The sequence below is a fragment of the Actinomyces minihominis genome (assembly GCF_900187855.1).
GTDB lineage: Bacteria > Actinomycetota > Actinomycetes > Actinomycetales > Actinomycetaceae > Scrofimicrobium > Scrofimicrobium minihominis.
Genome location: NZ_FYEG01000002.1, coordinates 248,545 through 265,923 on the forward strand (window position 1 = coordinate 248,545; position 17,379 = coordinate 265,923).

At 59.1% G+C, this 17,379-nt stretch carries 14 protein-coding genes; all 14 read right to left on the reverse strand.

The annotated features are described in order from the left end of the window. Positions 1–33: 33 nt before the first annotated feature. On the reverse strand, positions 34–3,594 hold the full coding sequence (gene dnaE / locus CS903_RS03230) for a DNA polymerase III subunit alpha (protein WP_099332261.1): 3,561 nt from the start codon (positions 3,592–3,594) through the stop codon (positions 34–36). Between the two features lie 155 nt (positions 3,595–3,749). Next, positions 3,750–4,646 (reverse strand): RluA family pseudouridine synthase, encoded by an 897-nt coding sequence (locus CS903_RS03235; RefSeq protein WP_099332107.1) that lies wholly within the window; start codon positions 4,644–4,646, stop codon positions 3,750–3,752. 7 nt (positions 4,647–4,653) lie between these two features. Continuing rightward, the gene (gene lspA, locus CS903_RS03240) at positions 4,654–5,223 is read right to left on the reverse strand and encodes a signal peptidase II (protein WP_099332108.1); all 570 of its coding nucleotides are present in this window, start codon (positions 5,221–5,223) and stop codon (positions 4,654–4,656) included. A gap of 147 nt (positions 5,224–5,370) precedes the next feature. Further along, positions 5,371–5,979, reverse strand: a complete 609-nt coding sequence (locus tag CS903_RS03245) for a DivIVA domain-containing protein (protein WP_099332262.1) — start codon at positions 5,977–5,979, stop codon at positions 5,371–5,373. Between the two features lie 184 nt (positions 5,980–6,163). Then, the gene (locus CS903_RS03250) at positions 6,164–6,484 is read right to left on the reverse strand and encodes a YggT family protein (RefSeq protein WP_242491730.1); all 321 of its coding nucleotides are present in this window, start codon (positions 6,482–6,484) and stop codon (positions 6,164–6,166) included. Positions 6,485–6,496: 12 nt separating this feature from the next. Next, entirely contained in the window at positions 6,497–6,946 is a 450-nt protein-coding gene (locus CS903_RS03255) for a cell division protein SepF (protein WP_099332264.1), read from the reverse strand. A 145-nt stretch (positions 6,947–7,091) separates the two neighbouring features. Continuing rightward, positions 7,092–8,390 (reverse strand): cell division protein FtsZ, encoded by a 1,299-nt coding sequence (gene ftsZ, locus CS903_RS03260; protein WP_099332109.1) that lies wholly within the window; start codon positions 8,388–8,390, stop codon positions 7,092–7,094. A gap of 161 nt (positions 8,391–8,551) precedes the next feature. After that, complete coding sequence (locus CS903_RS03265) at positions 8,552–9,358, reverse strand: cell division protein FtsQ/DivIB (RefSeq protein ID WP_099332110.1); 807 nt, start codon at positions 9,356–9,358, stop codon at positions 8,552–8,554. Continuing rightward, positions 9,355–10,770 (reverse strand): UDP-N-acetylmuramate--L-alanine ligase, encoded by a 1,416-nt coding sequence (gene murC / locus CS903_RS03270; RefSeq protein ID WP_099332111.1) that lies wholly within the window; start codon positions 10,768–10,770, stop codon positions 9,355–9,357. Before murC ends, CS903_RS03265 begins: the two co-directional genes overlap by 4 nt. Beyond that, positions 10,767–11,888 carry an undecaprenyldiphospho-muramoylpentapeptide beta-N-acetylglucosaminyltransferase gene (murG, locus tag CS903_RS03275; protein WP_099332112.1) on the reverse strand — a complete coding sequence of 374 codons (1,122 nt, stop codon included), beginning with the start codon at positions 11,886–11,888 and terminating at the stop codon, positions 10,767–10,769. Before murG ends, murC begins: the two co-directional genes overlap by 4 nt. Further along, complete coding sequence (locus CS903_RS03280; protein WP_099332113.1) at positions 11,889–13,301, reverse strand: peptidoglycan glycosyltransferase FtsW; 1,413 nt, start codon at positions 13,299–13,301, stop codon at positions 11,889–11,891. Positions 13,302–13,305: 4 nt separating this feature from the next. Then, positions 13,306–14,754, reverse strand: a complete 1,449-nt coding sequence (murD, locus tag CS903_RS03285; protein ID WP_164996655.1) for a UDP-N-acetylmuramoyl-L-alanine--D-glutamate ligase — start codon at positions 14,752–14,754, stop codon at positions 13,306–13,308. After that, positions 14,751–15,839 carry a phospho-N-acetylmuramoyl-pentapeptide-transferase gene (gene mraY, locus CS903_RS03290; RefSeq protein ID WP_099332115.1) on the reverse strand — a complete coding sequence of 363 codons (1,089 nt, stop codon included), beginning with the start codon at positions 15,837–15,839 and terminating at the stop codon, positions 14,751–14,753. Before mraY ends, murD begins: the two co-directional genes overlap by 4 nt. A gap of 46 nt (positions 15,840–15,885) precedes the next feature. Beyond that, positions 15,886–17,319, reverse strand: a complete 1,434-nt coding sequence (locus CS903_RS03295) for a UDP-N-acetylmuramoyl-tripeptide--D-alanyl-D-alanine ligase (RefSeq protein ID WP_099332116.1) — start codon at positions 17,317–17,319, stop codon at positions 15,886–15,888. Positions 17,320–17,379: the final 60 nt, after the last annotated feature.

Below are 17,379 nucleotides of genomic sequence, written 5' to 3' on the forward strand. Positions count from 1 at the left end.
GTAGGGGCGCGGGGTCGACCAGAGGTTGGTAGTTCAGGAGATTGAATCAGCTCCGAGTAGCCCCTTGACTGCGGCGTAGAAGGACGAACCGGGCTCGACCAGGAGTTTGTCGCCCAGATCGATGGTGGTTTGCTTCGAACGGTCACGGAGATTAACCCGGACCCGTGTCCCGCCTGGATACATCCGAACTGCTCGAGCTAACTCACGCAGGTTATCCGGCGAGCACTGGTCAGCAGACATCGTGATCTCCACTGGCTGGTCACTGCGATCACGCAACTCAAGGACTCGAACTGCGCTTCCCGTCATTGAGACTGCTTCATCACGGATTCCCACACGCCCGGTTACTGCGACAATCTGGTCCTGCTGAAGGATCTCCTCGATCCCCTCGTACTGGCGGGGGAAGAAGAGAACATCCATGGAACCACTGAAGTCTTCAATCGTGGCCTTGGCCCACGGAAGACCCTGCTTGTTGAGGCGAACTTCAAGCCCTGTTACCAACCCGGCGATCGTTACGCGCTGATTGTCGTACTTTCGAGAGTCTTCCTTGAGTTTGCCAATTTCTACATCCTGGTAGCGAGGAAGGGACCTCTCCATGCCCCGCAGGGGATGGTCAGAAACATAGAGGCCCAGCATATCCCTCTCAAAAGCCAGCTTCTGCTTCCGGTCCCACTCTGGGATATCAGGGATCTCAACCGTGAAGGTCGAGGCTCCGGAGCTACCCCCCAGCATCTCTGCAAAGAGATCGTATTGACCGTGTGCCTCGTTCCGTTTGAGGTCAATAACAGCATCTACCGCGTCATCACTGCGTGCCAGCAGAGCTCGGCGAGGATGGCCGAAGCCGTCGAATGCACCGGCTTTGATTAGCGACTGGATGGTGCGCTTGTTACAGACCACAACAGGAACCTTGTCGAGGAAATCCTGGAAGGAGGTGAAGCGCCCCTTCTCTTCCCGTGCCGCAACAATGCCATCAACAACATTTTTACCAACGTTACGAATCGACGCCATACCGAAGCGGACACCCTCAGAGTCCGCTGTGAAGACATCATGGGAGAAGTTGACGTCTGGTCGCGCCACCTCAATTCCCATATGGCGACATTCCGCAAGGTAGAGGGCTCGGCGGTCGGTGTTGGCAGCTGCAGACGTGAGCAGGGCAGCCATGTACTCTTCAGGGAAGTTTGCCTTGAGGTACGCAGTCCAGTAAGAAACGAGCCCGTAAGCCGCAGAGTGAGACTTGTTGAAGGCATAGTCGGAGAACGGAACAAGGATGCCCCACAGTGTGTTGACGGCATCCGCAGAGAAACCGTTGGCAAACATGCCTTCTTTGAACGGTTCAAACTCTTTGTCAAGAATCTCTTTCTTCTTCTTACCCATGGCCCGGCGCAGCATGTCTGCCTGTCCGAGGGAGTAACCTGCGACCCTCTGGGCAATCTGCATAACCTGCTCCTGGTAGACAATCAGACCGTAGGTAGTACCCAGGATGTCTTCCAGCGGCTTCTCAAGCTCAGGATGGATCGGGACCACAGCTTGGCGCCCGTTCTTGCGCAGTGCATAGTTCGTGTGCGAACCTGCCCCCATCGGTCCGGGTCGGTACAGGGCACCCACGGCGGAGATATCCTCAAAGTTATCCGGCTGCATGACGGCAAGCAGCTCTCTCATGCCCCCACCCTCAAGCTGGAAGATGCCCAGTGTCTCCCCTCGCCCAAGAAGCTCATAGGTTTTCTTATCATCAAGTGGCAGCGCATCAAGATCGGGGACCTCTTTGCCATTGAGACGAATGTTCTCCAGTGCATCTGAGATCACCGTTAGATTGCGCAACCCGAGGAAATCCATCTTGAGCAGCCCCAGATCCTCACAGGAGGGATAGTCAAACTGGGTAATGATGGCGCCATCCTGAGGACGCTTCATCACGGGGATGATGTCCGCTAGTGGTTCGCTGGACATGATCACAGCGCAGGCGTGGACACCCCACTGTCTGGTAATACCCTCAAGGCGCTGGGCCAGGTCAAACACCTCATGGATATCCGGGCGTTCCTCATACAGCTTCCGGAACTCATTAGCTTCGCTGTATCTCTTGTGGTTCTCATCAAAGATGCCGCTGAGCGGCATCGACTTCCCCATCACATCGCCCGGGAGTGCCTTCGTCAGCTCTTCCCCGACCCTGTACTCTCGCCCCAGGACTCTGGCGGAGTCTTTGAGTGCCTGCTTCGACTTGAGCTTGCCATATGTGACCACTTGAGCAACCCTGTCATCCCCGTACTTGTCGCGGACGTAGGCAATAACCTCATCTCTGCGACGCTCATCGAAGTCAACGTCGAAGTCGGGCATAGAGACGCGCTCAGGGTTCAAGAATCGCTCAAACAACAGTCCGTGTTCGATGGGGTCCAGATCAGTAATCCCCATGGCGTAGGCAACCATGGAACCCGCACCGGAGCCGCGACCCGGCCCGACCCGAATCCCCCGCTCTTTGGCCCAGGAGATAAAGTCTGCGACGACGAGGAAGTACCCCGGGAACCCCATCTGCAGGATGACCCCCTCTTCGAACTCTGCCCGGTCAAGGACATGGTTCGGGATCTTCTCTCCGAAGCGCCTGTGCAGACCTCGACGAACCTCCTTCACGAACCATGACCGCTCATCCTCTCCCTCTGGAGTTTGGAATCGCGGCATGAAGTTCGCCCCATCGTCTGTGGTGCGGAAGCTGACATCGCTCTTCTCGGCGATGGCGAGGGTTGAGTCCAGGGCATGTGGCATCTCTTTCCAGGTCCTGCGCATTTCCTCTGAAGAACGGAGGTAGAACGTGTCCCCCTCGAAGGCAAACCTCGGCCCCCCTTCGTGATAGGGCTTGTCAAGCAGGGTCGTCGTCGACTGCAGGGCAAGCATCGCCTCTTGGGTTCGTGCGTCCTCTTTAGAGACGTAGTGGGAGTCATTGGTGACAACCAGGGGCGCATTGAGAAGCTTGGCGAGCCGGGGAAGCTGATCCCGGGTCTTTCGCTCAATCTCAATCCCGTGGTCCATCATTTCGATGTAGAAGTTCTCAGCGCCGAAGATGTCCCTCAGTTCGGAGGCTTCCTCAACAGCCTGGTCCCACTGACCCAGCCGCATCCTTGTTTGAACAGCTGACGAAGGGCACCCCGAAAGTACCGTAATCCCCTCGTGGTACCTCGACATCAGATCCTTGTCGATACGCGGGTACTTTCCCACCTGCCCCTCAAGGGAAGCCATGGATCCCATGCGAAACAGGTTGTGCACCCCCTCGGTACTGTGAGCGAGGAGGGTCAGGTGGGTGTAGGTTCCACGGGCGGAGACATCATCATCTTTCTGCCACGGTTCGCCCCACAGCACCTTTGACGTATCAAATCGGGATGTTCCAGGGGTCACGTAGGCCTCCAGTCCGATGATGGGCTTGATCCCTGCATCAGTGCATTCCCTATAGAACTCATACGCCCCGAACAGGTAACCGTGATCCGTAATTCCGAGGGCGGTTTGACCCAACCGGACAGCTTCAGCAACCATCGGCTTAATTTTCGCCGCTCCATCCAGCATGGAGTACTCGGTGTGGTTATGGAGATGAACGAAGCCGTCACGCGTTGTAGTCATGCCAGGAAGCATAGCGACGGCCGCCGACATCAGAGGTCCCGAAGTCGACTCCAGTGGGAAACTCGATGGTCCCACAGCGTGTCGTCGGCGTGTCCTTCGAGGCTAGCCCCCCGGCGGAACGCACTCCCACGCTCCGCTAGGGAAACCCGTCGCGATCAGCCGCGAAGCTTTTCCAGTGCGTCTCGAAGATCTTCGGCATAGGGAGCGGTAACGGTAACTCGCTCTTCAGTGCGGGGATGCTTAAACTCGACCTCTACCGCGTGGAGCCACTGACGGACCAACCCGAGGTTGTCGGCCCTCACGGGATCGGCACCATAGAAGACATCCCCGACACAGGGGTGTCCGATTGCAGCCATGTGCACCCGAATCTGGTGGGTCCTCCCCGTCTCAAGGTTGACTTCAAGGAGTGCGGCGCCCGCCATCAGCTCTTCGACGTCGTAGTGGGTGATCGACCTCTTCCCATCCTCAGTTACCGCCATCCGCCAGGTCCTGGAGGGGTGGCGGCCGATAGGTGCATCAATCGTTCCTCGACTTGGATCGGGATGTCCCTCGACTACCGCGTGGTAGATCTTTCGTACCTCTCGATTACGAAACGCATTCTTGAGCCTCCCGTAAGCCAACTCGGACTTGGCAACCATCATCGCTCCGGAGGTTCCCACGTCCAGTCGCTGAACGATTCCCTGCCGTTCGGTGGGACCCGAGGTCGAAATCCGCACTCCGGCAGCCTCCAGGCTGGAAATTACGGTCGGACCGTCCCAACCTGGCCCGGTGTGTGCGGCAACGCCGACAGGCTTGTTGATGACAATGAGATCCTCGTCCTCGAACAGCACCTCAAGATCTGTTGTCGGCTCAGGCTTCGCTTCGGGTTCGGGAACTTCAACCTCAAGGATTGACCCCGGCACCAGTCTCGTTGACTTGGGGGGAACGGTCCCGTCTAGAAGAACATTCCCGTTTGCCACCAACGCGGCACACTGGCTTCTTGAGAGGCCAAGTAGACGCGACAGCGCCGCATCGATCCGCTCTCCTGCTAGACCCTCAGGGACCGGCAGCATCCGCAAGTTACTCATGCTTTCCAGACCCAGGGACTGATCCCTCAGCAGCCACATCTTCATCGTCCTCTTCGAACAGCTTCCAGAAGATAAGAACGATGGCGCCGACAACGATCCAGATGTCAGCGACATTGCCGATGAACCAGTCGTTGTAATTTAAGAAATCAACCACGTGTCCCCGCCCAAACCCCGGAGGACGTGTGAGTCGGTCCCAAAGGTTACCTGCTGCGCCACCCGCAATGAACCCGAGCAGGACGGCCATCCACGGGTTGGTAACCCTGGTTGAGTACCAGATGATAACGCCGAGAATCACGGCGGAAAGAACCGTAAAGATCCAGGTTGAACCCGAACCAAGCGAGAAGGCAGCCCCCGGGTTAAAGATCAGTTGGAGCTTGATAAAGCTACCGATAAACGGCTCAGCCACCCCTTCTTCAAGGTTCCTTAGCGCCCAGGCCTTTGTCAGGAGATCGGCTGCACCAGCGAAGATCGCGACGAGGCCAACCAGCCAGAAGAGGGATCTGCGGGGACGACTGTGTGGGGAGCTACCTTTAAGAGCGGCTCCTGCTGACTGTTCTTGCATAGGGCTCTATCCTAGCCCGCGCATTGGCAGCCCTCGCGAAGCCCCCGGCCAAACTCACAACTCAACACCGGTTTGAGCGGTGCAGATGTGTCAAACCCGCCCGCGTATTCGACACGGGCGGGTTTGCGACGACTAAGAGTCTGCGCCCTATGCGGGCTTTGCTTCTGACTGGAGGTCAGAGAGCAGCTTCTGCAGGTGCTCGGAGATGGAAGCGCGGTAGTCGGCCTCAAATCCACGGAGGCTGTTGATCGAATCCTCGAGCTCAGCCTTCTCGGTGGTCAAGCGGGTCAGAACCTCATCACGCTGACTATTGGCCTCAGACACGATACCCTGCGCCTTTTCGTGGGCCTCTGCGACAATACGTTCACCCTCTTCACGGCCATCATTGACGTACTCGTCATGGAGGCGCTGTGCAAGGGCCAGCATTGACGCTGCGGCCTGCTGGTCGGTCGCCTCAGCAGCCGGAGCAGGCTGCTCGACGACTGGTTCTGGTTCAGGTTCGACTGTTACAGCTTCAACAATCACTGTCTCAGCCTCGGGGGCAACATAGGCGCCCTCGCCTGACTGTGCTCCCTGGGCACGCTGCTCCGCAGCAGCGAGCTTTTCCTTGAGCTCTGCGTTCTCAACTGTCAGTGCGTAGATGGTTGCGACGACCTCATCGAGGAACTCATCGACCTCGACCTGGTCATATCCTTCGCGGAACTTGACGGACTGAAAAGTCTTATTCAGAACGTCGTCGGCGGATAGGAGCGCCATTTTGTTCACCTCTGTCATCGTCAATGCGTAAACACCGACTCCACCGGATGGTGGCGCCGACGGCCAGCAGCTTTTGGCTCACCTTAGTCAACCAGACTGCTTACGGGTAAATCATAGCGACACCTCATGCAACTTGCGCAACAATCACAACATTTACAACAACGCTGAGCAAGCCGAGGTCCTGCTACAGGTTCACATACCCCATGTATGCCAACCAGTTTCCAACTCGTTCAAGGATAACAACAGCAACGAAAACAACGATAAAACCCACGTCGATCGCCACTGTGCCCAGCCGAATCGGCTGAATGTACTGCCGCACCCAGCGAATGGGTGGATCAGTGAGCCGATACACCCAGTCGATCACCACCAGGAGTCCACCTGGAGGTACCCAACGGGGTGCCAGAACCCGGGTCCAGTCAAGAATAACGCGGGCTAGCAGAATGAAAGTGTAGATTGATGCGGCCCATGCAATAGCTTTGCCGAGCACTACAAGGAAGAGGCCCACAGGCTCTATCCCCTAACTGAAGAGGTTATGGGCACGACCGTCGTTGCGAGAGGAAACTTCAACATCCCGAGGAGACAGAAGGAAGACCCGTGCCGTCACACGTTCAATCTCACCGTGGAGGCCGAAAACAAGACCCGCGGCAAAATCGATGATTCGCCGAGCCTCTGTGTCCGGCAACTCCTCAAGGTTGACAATCACAGGGGTGCCGTCGCGGAAGGACTCTCCGATGAGGCGAGCATCCGCGTATGAGGCGGGATGGACAGTGACGATGCGTCGCAAAGTCTGAACAGATTCCTCAACCACGTTGAAGGTTGGTTCAGACACGGTTGCATAAGACTGGAAGTCAACCTCCCGAACCTCTGCATCAGCCTGAAGCTCGAAGTCATCCTCAAATGACTGGTTGTCCTCGTCTGGGACGCGCCAACCCATGACCTCAAGAGCGCGGTTGAAACGTTGGGCCATTGTCTTGCCTCCCCGAAAGTACATCCAACTGACCTGAGCCACGGCATCAAAGTCGCCCTGAGCGGTCACAACACTTAGTACGGTAATGCACCTCGGGTGTCAGAGCGGGATATGACACGGCATGTCCCGCCCTGACACCCGGGTTCTAACGAAGGAAATCGGGAATATCGAGTTCCTCGTCGGCGACTTCCTCTACGTAGACACGGGGAGCTTCAAACCCCTCGGCGACGGTATCTCGGGGACGCTTGATGTCAGCTCGCAGTGCCGCCATAGCACCCGTGCGAGTTGGTACTTCGGGCGCAGCACGATGCGAGCGAACCTGGGGGGCCGAGGCCGTACGAACTCTTGGTTCAACATCTTCGGGATCAAAATCAATGACACGACGCTGGGCGGGCGGGGTTGCGAGGGGCGCTGAGTCGCGAGCATTGGAGCGCGGCGCAACGGGAAGTGACTCCCGTGCCACCCTGGCGGCCTCTTCGCGTGCCGCAGCCTTCTGTGCCTTCTGGTCGAATCCAGCCGCGATAACGGTGACACGCACCTCGTCGCCCAGGGACTCGTCCACAACGTTGCCGAAAATGATGTTCGCTTCTTCGTGAGCAGCTTCCTGGACCAGAGTGGCCGCCTGCATGATTTCGTGGAGGCCGAGGTCCGGGCCGCCCTGAACAAAGAAGAGAATACCGTGGGCGCCATCGATGGAAGCTTCGAGAAGAGGCGAAGAGATTGCCGTCTCGACTGCTCGGAGAGCTCGGTCTTCGCCGGTCGCGGCGCCGATTCCCATGAGGGCTGAACCCGCGTCCTTCATGACACTCTTGACGTCGTTGAAGTCAACGTTCATCAACCCGGGTGTGGTGATGAGTTCAGTAATGCCCTGCACGCCCGAGAGAAGAACCTTGTCCGCCTCTTTGAATGCATCAATGATCGAGATATCACGATCAGAGATGTCAAGCAGTCGGTCGTTCGGGATGACGATCAGAGTGTCGACCTCGGCACGGAGTGCCTCTACACCAGACTCTGCCTGCTGCGAGCGGCGGCGACCCTCCCACGAGAACGGTCGGGTAACAACACCCACTGTCAGTGCTCCGGCATCACGGGCTGCCTTGGCGACGACCGGCGCGCCACCGGTGCCGGTTCCACCGCCCTCACCGGCGGTCACAAACACCATGTCTGCGCCGGCCACGGCCTCGGCAATGTCGTCAGCGTGGTCCTCAGCAGCTTTACGTCCCACTGCGGGATCAGCCCCGGCACCTAGGCCGTGCGTCAGTTCACGTCCAATGTCGAGCTTGGTTTCAGCATCGGACATCAGAAGGGCCTGTGCATCAGTGTTGATGGCAATGAACTCAACGCCTTTGAGGCCGGCATCGATCATGTTGTTCACTGCATTAACACCGCCGCCGCCGATTCCGACAACCTTGATGACTGCGAGATGGTTCTGCGGTACCGCCACTGGTCCCCCTGGAGGTCTACAACTTCGCACCAAACCCTAAGGTTCAAGTTGAAGGTTGGATATGGTCATTGCTCTAGCGGAAGTACCGTAGGGGTGTTCGCAATTGGGTTCAAGCACCACGCGCGGCGTGTTGAACTACCCAGCGGATCACAGGGGCGTCACTACCTTGTGACCGGTTCTCTCGGGTTGCGTAGATCGTAGACCGCGGCGGGACGCTGCTCCACCAGAAGTGCCAGAACCTCGGCCTTCAGGTCGCTCTCTCCCGCCTCCCCCCAAACCACTTTCGCCCCGTCAGTTAGATCGAGAGTAACCACCACGTCCGTGGTGCTGATTGAGGCGACCTGTTCCCGCAGTTCCGCCGGAAGGCTACTCCAGACCTCAACAGCTTCAGCCGCCTGCTTGACACGGTGGGCATCATCCGCTGCGGTCACATGGACCACGGGAAGTCCCTCGATAGGTTCGGCCGAGATAGCCGTGGTGACGCCATCCGATCCCACCAGGGCATACCCGTCCTCAACTACAACCATCGCTTCCGGCACCCTCTCTGAAATCACAATGTTGAGTCCGTGTGGAAGCGCACGGGAGACTTCCGCGTCTGCGATAAGCGGTCGGTCCAAGAGCTCATCTCTAATAGCTCCGGTGGGGACTCTCAGAAGTGGGGTCCCCTCATACTGGGCCACGATGGGGGCAACATCCCCACTGATCACTCCCGACTGGGCTCCTTCGACGACCACAGCCTCCTCACGAAGCTCCAGCAAAGACGAAAAGAAGACCGCCCAAACCAGCCCCACCACAAGGGCGGTCGCAAGTGCTGCCATCAGAAAACGGAAAGCCACCAGTCGACGACGTGCAAGCCGTCGTTCCCTGGTGCGATCCCGCAGGTCGATGCGGACGCTGGTGGCTGACGAAGACGACTTCAATGAGGTTCCATCCCCGGCCCTCGGTCTCGTGGGACGGGATGAACTCACTTCCCGTCCTCCTCCAGCCACACCGACTCAACCAGTGGAGCCCTGAGGAAGATGTCACCCGCACCGATCAGGATGCAAACATCACCGGGCTTGGTTAGTAGTGCCGCTTTGCGCGCGGCCTCATCCATATCGGGAACCAGGTGTGCACCAGACTTCATCTTCGGACTGTTCGCAACCAGTGCGGTGGTGACGCCCGATATCGGATCCTCGCGTGCGGCGTAAATATCGGCGAGGACCACCTCATCCGCCCCCGAGAGGACCTCCGCAAAACGGTCAGCGAAGCTGAGGGTACGAGAGTAGAGGTGGGGCTGAAAGACCGCGATGACACGACCTTCACCCGCCACGATCCTTGCCTGCCTGAGGGCGACCTCAACCTCGGTTGGGTGGTGTGCATAGTCATCGTAAACACGGCGCCCGCCCACTTCACCGCGAAGCTCAAAACGCCGCCCCGCTCCCCTAAAGTGTCCGAGGGCCTCGACTGCCACCATCCCGTCAACGCCGCAGGCAACGCAGGCGGCCCAGGCTCCAGCCGCATTCAAGATGCTGTGCTCACCGGTCACTCCGAGTCGGAGAGGGTAGCTCTGTCCCTCAAAGTTGAAGACGGCTGCAGCGGACTTCTCGGTCATCACCACGTCGGTGATCTCCACCTCGGGAGCTACGATGCTGCGCTCGGGGCGCCCGTAGGTGATCACCCTGTGCTCTCTGCCGTCGGAAGTACGACCGTACTGGGAAATCTCGGCGGAACCCGCATCTTCAGCGCAGCAGATCAGCGTCCCACCAGGAATCAGACGGTCAACAAACTGGCGGAAGATTCCAATGAACTCGTCCCTTGAAGCATAGTGGTCAAGGTGGTCCGGTTCGACGTTAGTAATGACCTCTACCGCAGGCGCATAGTGAAGGAAGGAGCCATCCGACTCATCGGCTTCCGCCACGAACACTTCGCTTCCAACGCGGGCACCCGACCCCTCACCGAGGACGGGTCCCCCGATCGCATATGACGCATCGACCCCGGAGTTGAGGAGTGCCACCGCGATCATTGCCGAGGTTGAAGTCTTACCGTGGGCCCCTGCGACCGCAACGAAAGGCTGTCCCTCGGCTGCCAGGGCAAGGCCCCTGGAGCGATGAACCACGTTCTGTCCTCGCTCTCGCGCCACGATCAACTCGGGGTTACTCTCGCGAATAGCTGAAGAGATAATCACCGTAGCCGCCTCGGGAACCCGGTCAGCATCGTGGGGAAAGTACGCCCCAATCCCCTTCGTAATCAGTGATTGCAGGACCGCTGAATCCTGTCGGTCGGACCCGGTCACCTCTGCCCCCTGTCCCTTCAGTAGCTCAGCTACCACGGACATCCCGGCTCCCCCCACCCCGATGAGGTGGAACGACTGACCCTCAAGTGCTGTGGACCGACTCATTCTCGACCTCCAGTGGCTTCCTCTACGAGGTCGGCGAGGAGTGCGGCTCCGTCTCCCGGGGAGGTTGAACGGTTGGCTCTGCCCATGGCACGCAGACGCTGCGGATCTGTCAGCAGCGGCAGAACCCGTTCACGCAGGACCTTCAAGTTGAAGTCTCGATCCTCAACCAAAATTGCGCCGCCCGCTTCAACCTGCTGTTCAGCATTACGACGCTGCTCTCCGTTTCCGATGGGGAGCGGGACATAAAATGCAGGGATGCCGAGGATCCCCAGCTCAGCAACGGTACCCGCTCCAGAGCGGCACAGGACCAGGTCTGCTGCCGCAAGGGCATCATTCATGTTCGAAATGTACTCGCGAACGACCCAGGTGAGGTCCGGTCTCTGCGCGGCCGCAGCCATCACCTCTTCAGATTTACCCCTGCCCGTGGCGTGAAGTATCTGCACCTGGCCCTCGAACAGCTGGGCTCCTTCAATAAGGACCTCGTTGAGGTGCTGAGCACCAAGCGAACCACCAGTGACAAGGAGGATCGGACGCTGGGGATCAAGATCGAACTCATGGGCAGCGTTCTTCCGCCCCCTGGCTGCTCCGTCTGGTGTCAAGCGCTGCTCAGCCAGTTCAACAATCGATCGACGAAGAGGGAGGCCGGTGAAGACAGTCCTCCCTCGGGCAGCTTGAAGCTTGGTCTGGGGGAAGGCCAATGAAACCGACCTCGCCCTACGGGCTCCCAGGCGATTCGCTAGACCTGGCCGCACGTTCTGCTCTTGAACTACAAAGGGAACCCCCTTCTTAGTGGCAGCGATGTAGGCGGGGGCTGAAACATAGCCCCCGAAGCCAACGAGAACGTCGATTCCCTCGAGTGCCTCTCCCGCCAGAGACACCGCTCGGGTCAGCCTCGAAGGGACGGTAAACAGCTCTGGTGAGGGACGACGGGGAATCGGGACCCGCGGAATGGTGAGAAGCGGAAAACCGGCCTCTGGGACCAACTCGGCCTCAAGCCCCTCCGCGGTCCCCAGCACCGAGACCTCGTGGCCGCGCTCTCGCAGCACCTCGGCTGTTGCCAGCAGCGGATTGACGTGACCGGCTGTGCCTCCACCTGCGAGCAGTATACGTAGCGCCATTTAGGATGCCTCCGGGTCGAATGGTTTCTGAGTCTTGAGTCCAGACCGATCCGAGGCTGGAGCGGGTCTTTTCGGCGCTCGAGGAAGTCCGGTGGCCGGAGGAACGGTCGGGGGTGCCGAGGGCGAGGCCGCAACTCTTGAGGAACTGCGACGCGGGGTTCGCGGTGCTGGCGCCCTGCGCGGATCACGTCCTGCTGTGTCCGGGTTGAGACGGCCCTTGCGACGCATGCCGGCCTCCTCCCGAGCAAAGGAAAGGAGGACCCCGATTGCCATCGCCGTGAAGAGGAAAGATGAGCCGCCGTAGGAGACAAGTGGGAATGGAACCCCAATGACAGGGGCCAGCCCCGTGACGGTGCCGATGTTGATCAGACCCTGCACCATCAGCCAGGTGGCAACACCCCCCGCGGTAATCGCAATGAAACGAGACTTTGCGTTAGCTGACAAACGCAGCGTTCCGTAGATGAGAAGGCCGAGTAGGGCGAGCAGGGTCAGGCTGCCAATAAGGCCGAACTCTTCCCCGACAATGGCGAGGATGAAGTCCGTGTGTGCCTCCTGAAGATAGTTCCACTTTTCCCGAGAAGCTCCGGGGCCAAGCCCGGTCAATCCCCCGGAACCAAGTGCCCAGAGGCCGTGATCGGTCTGTGTCGGCGCCGCGGTGTTTGGCGGTGTCCCAAAGCCCGGGATGAACTCAAGGACACGGCGGGTCCGCGAGGGACTGATAGCAACCAGGAGGATTGCCGCGGCACCGCCCGCTATACCCAGTATGGCAAACCATGAGGCCTTGATACCCGCCACCCAGAGAGCCCCGAACACAAGCCCCACAAAAACCAGGGCGGTACCCATATCGCCGCCCAGCATGACTGCTCCGACCGCAAAGAGCGCCGGCAGACCGGCGAGGACGACAACCTGCTTCCAGTTGTTCAAGTCCGTCGACCTGGCACTCAGGGTGCGCCCTAGCACCAGGCAGGTTGCCAGCTTGAGGAACTCAGAAGGTTGAATGACCTGACCTGTCCCCGGGATGGGTAACCAGTTGGTATTACCACCCTCACCGATGCCGACAAAATAAACGGCAATCTGTAGTACCAGAGCAATCAGGAAGACTGTCGGTGCGAACTTTTCCCACAGACGCGCCGGTACCAGCGCGGCACCGACAGCGGCCCCCAGTGCCAGCACGGCGATACCGACCATCTTCAGAAAGGGGACATAGGGGTTCACACCCATCGCAATGTTCGTCACTGCGCTTGCTGAGAAGCCCATCAGTAGACCGAACAACGCCAAAAAGACTGCGGGAACCAGGATCAGGTAGTAGGTGGTGATCGGTGAAGGAGGCTTCGGCTCTGAACCTGAAGGGGCAAACTTGATCCTCGGCACCCGCTGGCGAAGGGTTCGCTTCGGCGTGGACTGAGAAGACATGTCCCTACCCCTCACCTCCGACAACTTCTTTCACCGCACTGACATACGCATCCCCCCGTTGCGAGTAGCTCGCAAACTGATCCCAGGACGCACAGGCCGGCGCGAGTAACACGTTATCCCCCGGCTCCGTCATTTCGAGGCAGGCGCGCACAACTTCCTTCATCCATTTCCCAGGTTCACCGTCGCCGGGAACCGCAGTTACGGGAAGATCCGGGGCTTGCTCCGCCAGGATTCGGAGTATTTCCTGCTGTTCCGAACCTATTACCACCACTGCCTTGACCCTGTCTGCGGCTGTGGCGATCAACCCGGAGAGATCCTGCCCCTTCGTGTCACCCCCAAGGATCCACGCCGTCGTACCGGGCAGCACATTCTCAAGAGCGGCGGAGGCAGCGTGGACGTTGGTGGCCTTTGAGTCGTTAATCCAGGTTCTGCCATCCTCGGTCGGCACCAGGGCAAACCTGTGCGGAGCCATTTGGAAGTCCCGTAGCCCCGCGATGATATCCGCGCCCGTCACCCCCACGGATCGAGCAAGTCCCGCCGCAGCCAGCGCATCGCGAACCAGCGGAGATGAGGCTCCGTCCCTGTTGGTTAGGGCGGCACGCAGCAGCGGTACCTGGCTGAGGTCAGCTACCTCAGGCTCCTCGCTCTTCGCGTCAAGGAAAGCCAGGTCAATGAGGATCCCATCGACGATTCCGATTTCACCGCTGCCAACAACGCCGAAGGTTAAAGGTACGACGACTGAACCTTCAGAGTCAGTTGCATGGCAAGCCATCTCAGCAACCACCGGATCATCCGCAAACACCAGCCGAGCACGCTGGACACGGTCATAAACTCTGGATTTGGCTGAGCGGTAGGCCTCGATGCTGCCATGCCAGTCCAGGTGGTCTGAATCAACGTTGAGGCAAATACTTGCCCAGGGGGCGAGCGTTGCCGTCGTTGCCAACTGGAATGACGAAAGCTCGGCTACCAGTACCTCATGTCCCTCGGTGACGGCCCGGGTTACCGGATAGCCGATGTTTCCTGTCTCAATCGCGTCCAAACCTGCCCGGGCCAGGATTGCGCCGACCATGCCAACCGTCGTGGTCTTCCCGTTGGTACCGGTCACAGCGAGCCATCGGGCCGGGTCACTCTGGGCCGTCCCGATGCGGAAAGCCAACTCGACCTCACCAATCACATCCAGTCCGGATTGGCGCGTCAACTGGGAGATCGGCGACGACTCAGGAACCCCCGGGGACAGGACGACGAGGGCGGGTGCAAGCGCAATGATCTGTTCGGCAAGACGCGTGGCATCCGGGTAGCTACGCAAGTCAAAGTGCAGCGGGTTGAGATCGTCAGGTAACTGCGTGGTGACCTGGTCAAACACTGTGACGCTGTAGCCGCGTTCATGCAGCAGACGGGCCGCCCCCCGGCCGGAGACACCGAGTCCTACCACTGCGGCACGAGGGTGGCTCACTGGAGTCCCGAAACCCATTCGAAGTAGAAGAGGCCGACCCCCGTTACGGCGAAGAGTGCCGACACAATCCAGAACCTGGTCACGATCGTCACTTCCTTCCACCCCGAAAGTTCAAAGTGATGGTGAAGCGGAGCCATCTTGAAGACCCGCTTGCCCGTCATCTTGAAACTGCCGATCTGGATGACATCCGAAAGAACCACCGCTACGAAAAGGCCGCCAATGACAACCGCGAGAAGCTCGGTGTGCGACATGATGGACAGACCGGCGAATGCCCCACCGAGGGCAAGCGAACCGGTGTCTCCCATGAAGATCTGTGCCGGAGAGGTGTTCCACCACAGGAATCCAATCAGGGCTCCGACGACTGCGGCCGAGAAGATCGCCAGGCTGAGCGGATCCCGCGTCTCATAGCAGACGTTCATCCCTCCGACGTGGCGGGAGCACGCCTGACTGTACTGCCAGAAGGAAATAATCGTGTAGGCCGAAAAGACTCCGATCGACGCACCTGTTGCCAAACCATCCAGGCCATCGGTCAGATTAACACCGTTCGACCAGGCGGCTACGAGGAAGTTAATCCAGATCAGGAAGAGGATGACGCCGATAACCACACCCGCAAAGGCAAGGTTGATCGAAACACCCCTGAAGATCGAGATCTCCATGGATCCCGGGGTACGCCCGGAAGAGTTGGGGTTGAGGAGAAGAAGTGCCCCGAAAATCGTTGCCACCCCCACCTGGCCAATAATCTTTCCCAGGGGGTTGAGGCCGAGGCTACGGTGTTTGCGAATCTTGATGAAATCATCCAGAAAACCAACCGTGCCGAGACCCACGGTGAGGAACATCAGGAGCCAGACAGAGTAGGAAGGCCAAGACCCGTTGACCCCGAAACCGACGAACACTCCCAGAAGGAGAGCAAAGATGATTCCTATGCCACCCATGGTGGGGGTGCCACGTTTTGTGAAGTGCGCCGTGGGCCCATCCTGGCGGACAAACTGTCCGTACTCTTTCTTGACCAGGTACTTGATGAGGAGCGGGGTCCCGAAAAGACTGGCCAAGAATGCAATCGCGAAAGCGACGATCACGCCGATCATCGGCTAACCTCCGTGTGTTCGGTCAATACGCCCATTCGGCTCGATCCTACGCTTTCCCCAGTAGTGCTTCAGCAACCCGCCAGGCTCCCGATCCGTTCGATCCCTTGAGAAGAACCACGTCAGCTGTCTGAAGCTCCCCAAGAACAGCTTCAAGCGCCAAGTCCACCTCAGACGTCGAATAGGTCGTCACACCGCTACTCAGCGACTCCAGAAGTGGGGACGCACCCGCACCGATGGTAACTACGACATCGGGCTCGGCCTCGGCTAGCGCGAGACCAACCTCACGGTGAATTTCATCCGAACCTTCACCAAGTTCCAGCATCTCACCGAGCACCATGACGAGGCGCCGCCCCCTTCGAATGGAGTTTGCCGCTTCGAAAGAGGCCCGCATCGAGTCGGGGTTGGCATTGTAGGAGTCGTCGATCACCGTGACGGTGACAGACCTTCCATGTGCTGCTTCGACGAGGACGTCCTCAGTGATCGCCATCCGGTGAGGTGAGACCGGGGTGCTCTCTTCCAGGGAGCGCACCGCCTGAATGGTGGAGCAGCCCAGAGCGTAGTGCCCGGCCACTGCAGCCAGCGCATTACCAACCTGGTGAAGTCCAGCTAGGCGCAGCTTCACGCGGCCTCTAAAGTCAGGGGCTTCAAGCACGAAACTGGGGCACCCATCCTCCTCAAGCAGCACGTGGGTAGCGCGAACGGGGGCGTCCTCACGACCGCTTGCAGAGAAGTAGATGACCTCCCCGGGAGCATGGCTTGACATGGCAGCCACTGCCTCATCATCCGCGTTCAACACCGCAACCCCGTGGGTTCGCAGCCCCTCAACCAACTCACGCTTTGTCTCAACCAGACTGTCCACCGAGTCGTAGCCACCCAGGTGGGCTCGGCCGACCATCAGCTCAATCGCAGCATCGAGGGGAGCGATATCGGTGAGGTAGCGAATGTGTCCGGGACCAGACGCCCCCATCTCGAGGACGAGGAACCGAGTCTCCGGGGCGGCCTTGAGGATCGTCAGGGGACAACCCACCTCATTGTTGAATGACAGAACCGGGGCAACGGTTGGACCAGAACGTGCGAACATGCCGGCAAGCAGGTCCTTGACCGTAGTTTTGCCGGCGGATCCAGTTACGCCGATTACCTGGATGGGTCCCAGATCCCGCAGGTCCTCAAGATGACGGTGCGCCAGCCCTCCCAGAGACACTGTCGCGTTCTCGACGATTATCTGCGGAACTGAAATGTCTTCGATGAGACGTTCACCAACTACCAGCTCCGCTCCCGCAGCAATAGCCTGCGGGATAAAGCTGTGCCCATCGGCTTCCTCACCGAATCGGGCGAAGTAGATCGAGCCCTGTTCGCACTCCCGCGAATCCGTCGTCGCCTTCGCAATGTCTACCAGGATGGTGGCGGGGTTACCGTTCATTTCGGGTAGGTGCACCACACCGGATACGGCACCTGCTACCCACTCAAGCGAGCGCAACATTCGCCCTCCTCAATCAAACTCAATAACTGGTGTCAGTCTTCGCTACCTCGGGTTGGGATA

What these genes read in the sequence shown, in the direction of transcription:
- CS903_RS03245 (WP_099332262.1), bottom strand. Translation starts at nt 5,979, where the DNA reads ATGGCGCTCCTATCCGCCGACGACGTTCTGAATAAGACTTTTCAGTCC.
- CS903_RS03255 (WP_099332264.1), bottom strand. Translation starts at nt 6,946, where the DNA reads ATGGCCCAACGTTTCAACCGCGCTCTTGAGGTCATGGGTTGGCGCGTC.
- CS903_RS03295 (WP_099332116.1), bottom strand. Translation starts at nt 17,319, where the DNA reads ATGTTGCGCTCGCTTGAGTGGGTAGCAGGTGCCGTATCCGGTGTGGTG.
- mraY (WP_099332115.1), bottom strand. Translation starts at nt 15,839, where the DNA reads ATGATCGGCGTGATCGTCGCTTTCGCGATTGCATTCTTGGCCAGTCTT.
- murG (WP_099332112.1), bottom strand. Translation starts at nt 11,888, where the DNA reads ATGGCGCTACGTATACTGCTCGCAGGTGGAGGCACAGCCGGTCACGTC.
- dnaE (WP_099332261.1), bottom strand. Translation starts at nt 3,594, where the DNA reads ATGACTACAACGCGTGACGGCTTCGTTCATCTCCATAACCACACCGAG.
- murC (WP_099332111.1), bottom strand. Translation starts at nt 10,770, where the DNA reads ATGAGTCGGTCCACAGCACTTGAGGGTCAGTCGTTCCACCTCATCGGG.
- CS903_RS03235 (WP_099332107.1), bottom strand. Translation starts at nt 4,646, where the DNA reads ATGCTGCCGGTCCCTGAGGGTCTAGCAGGAGAGCGGATCGATGCGGCG.
- CS903_RS03280 (WP_099332113.1), bottom strand. Translation starts at nt 13,301, where the DNA reads ATGTCTTCTCAGTCCACGCCGAAGCGAACCCTTCGCCAGCGGGTGCCG.
- lspA (WP_099332108.1), bottom strand. Translation starts at nt 5,223, where the DNA reads ATGCAAGAACAGTCAGCAGGAGCCGCTCTTAAAGGTAGCTCCCCACAC.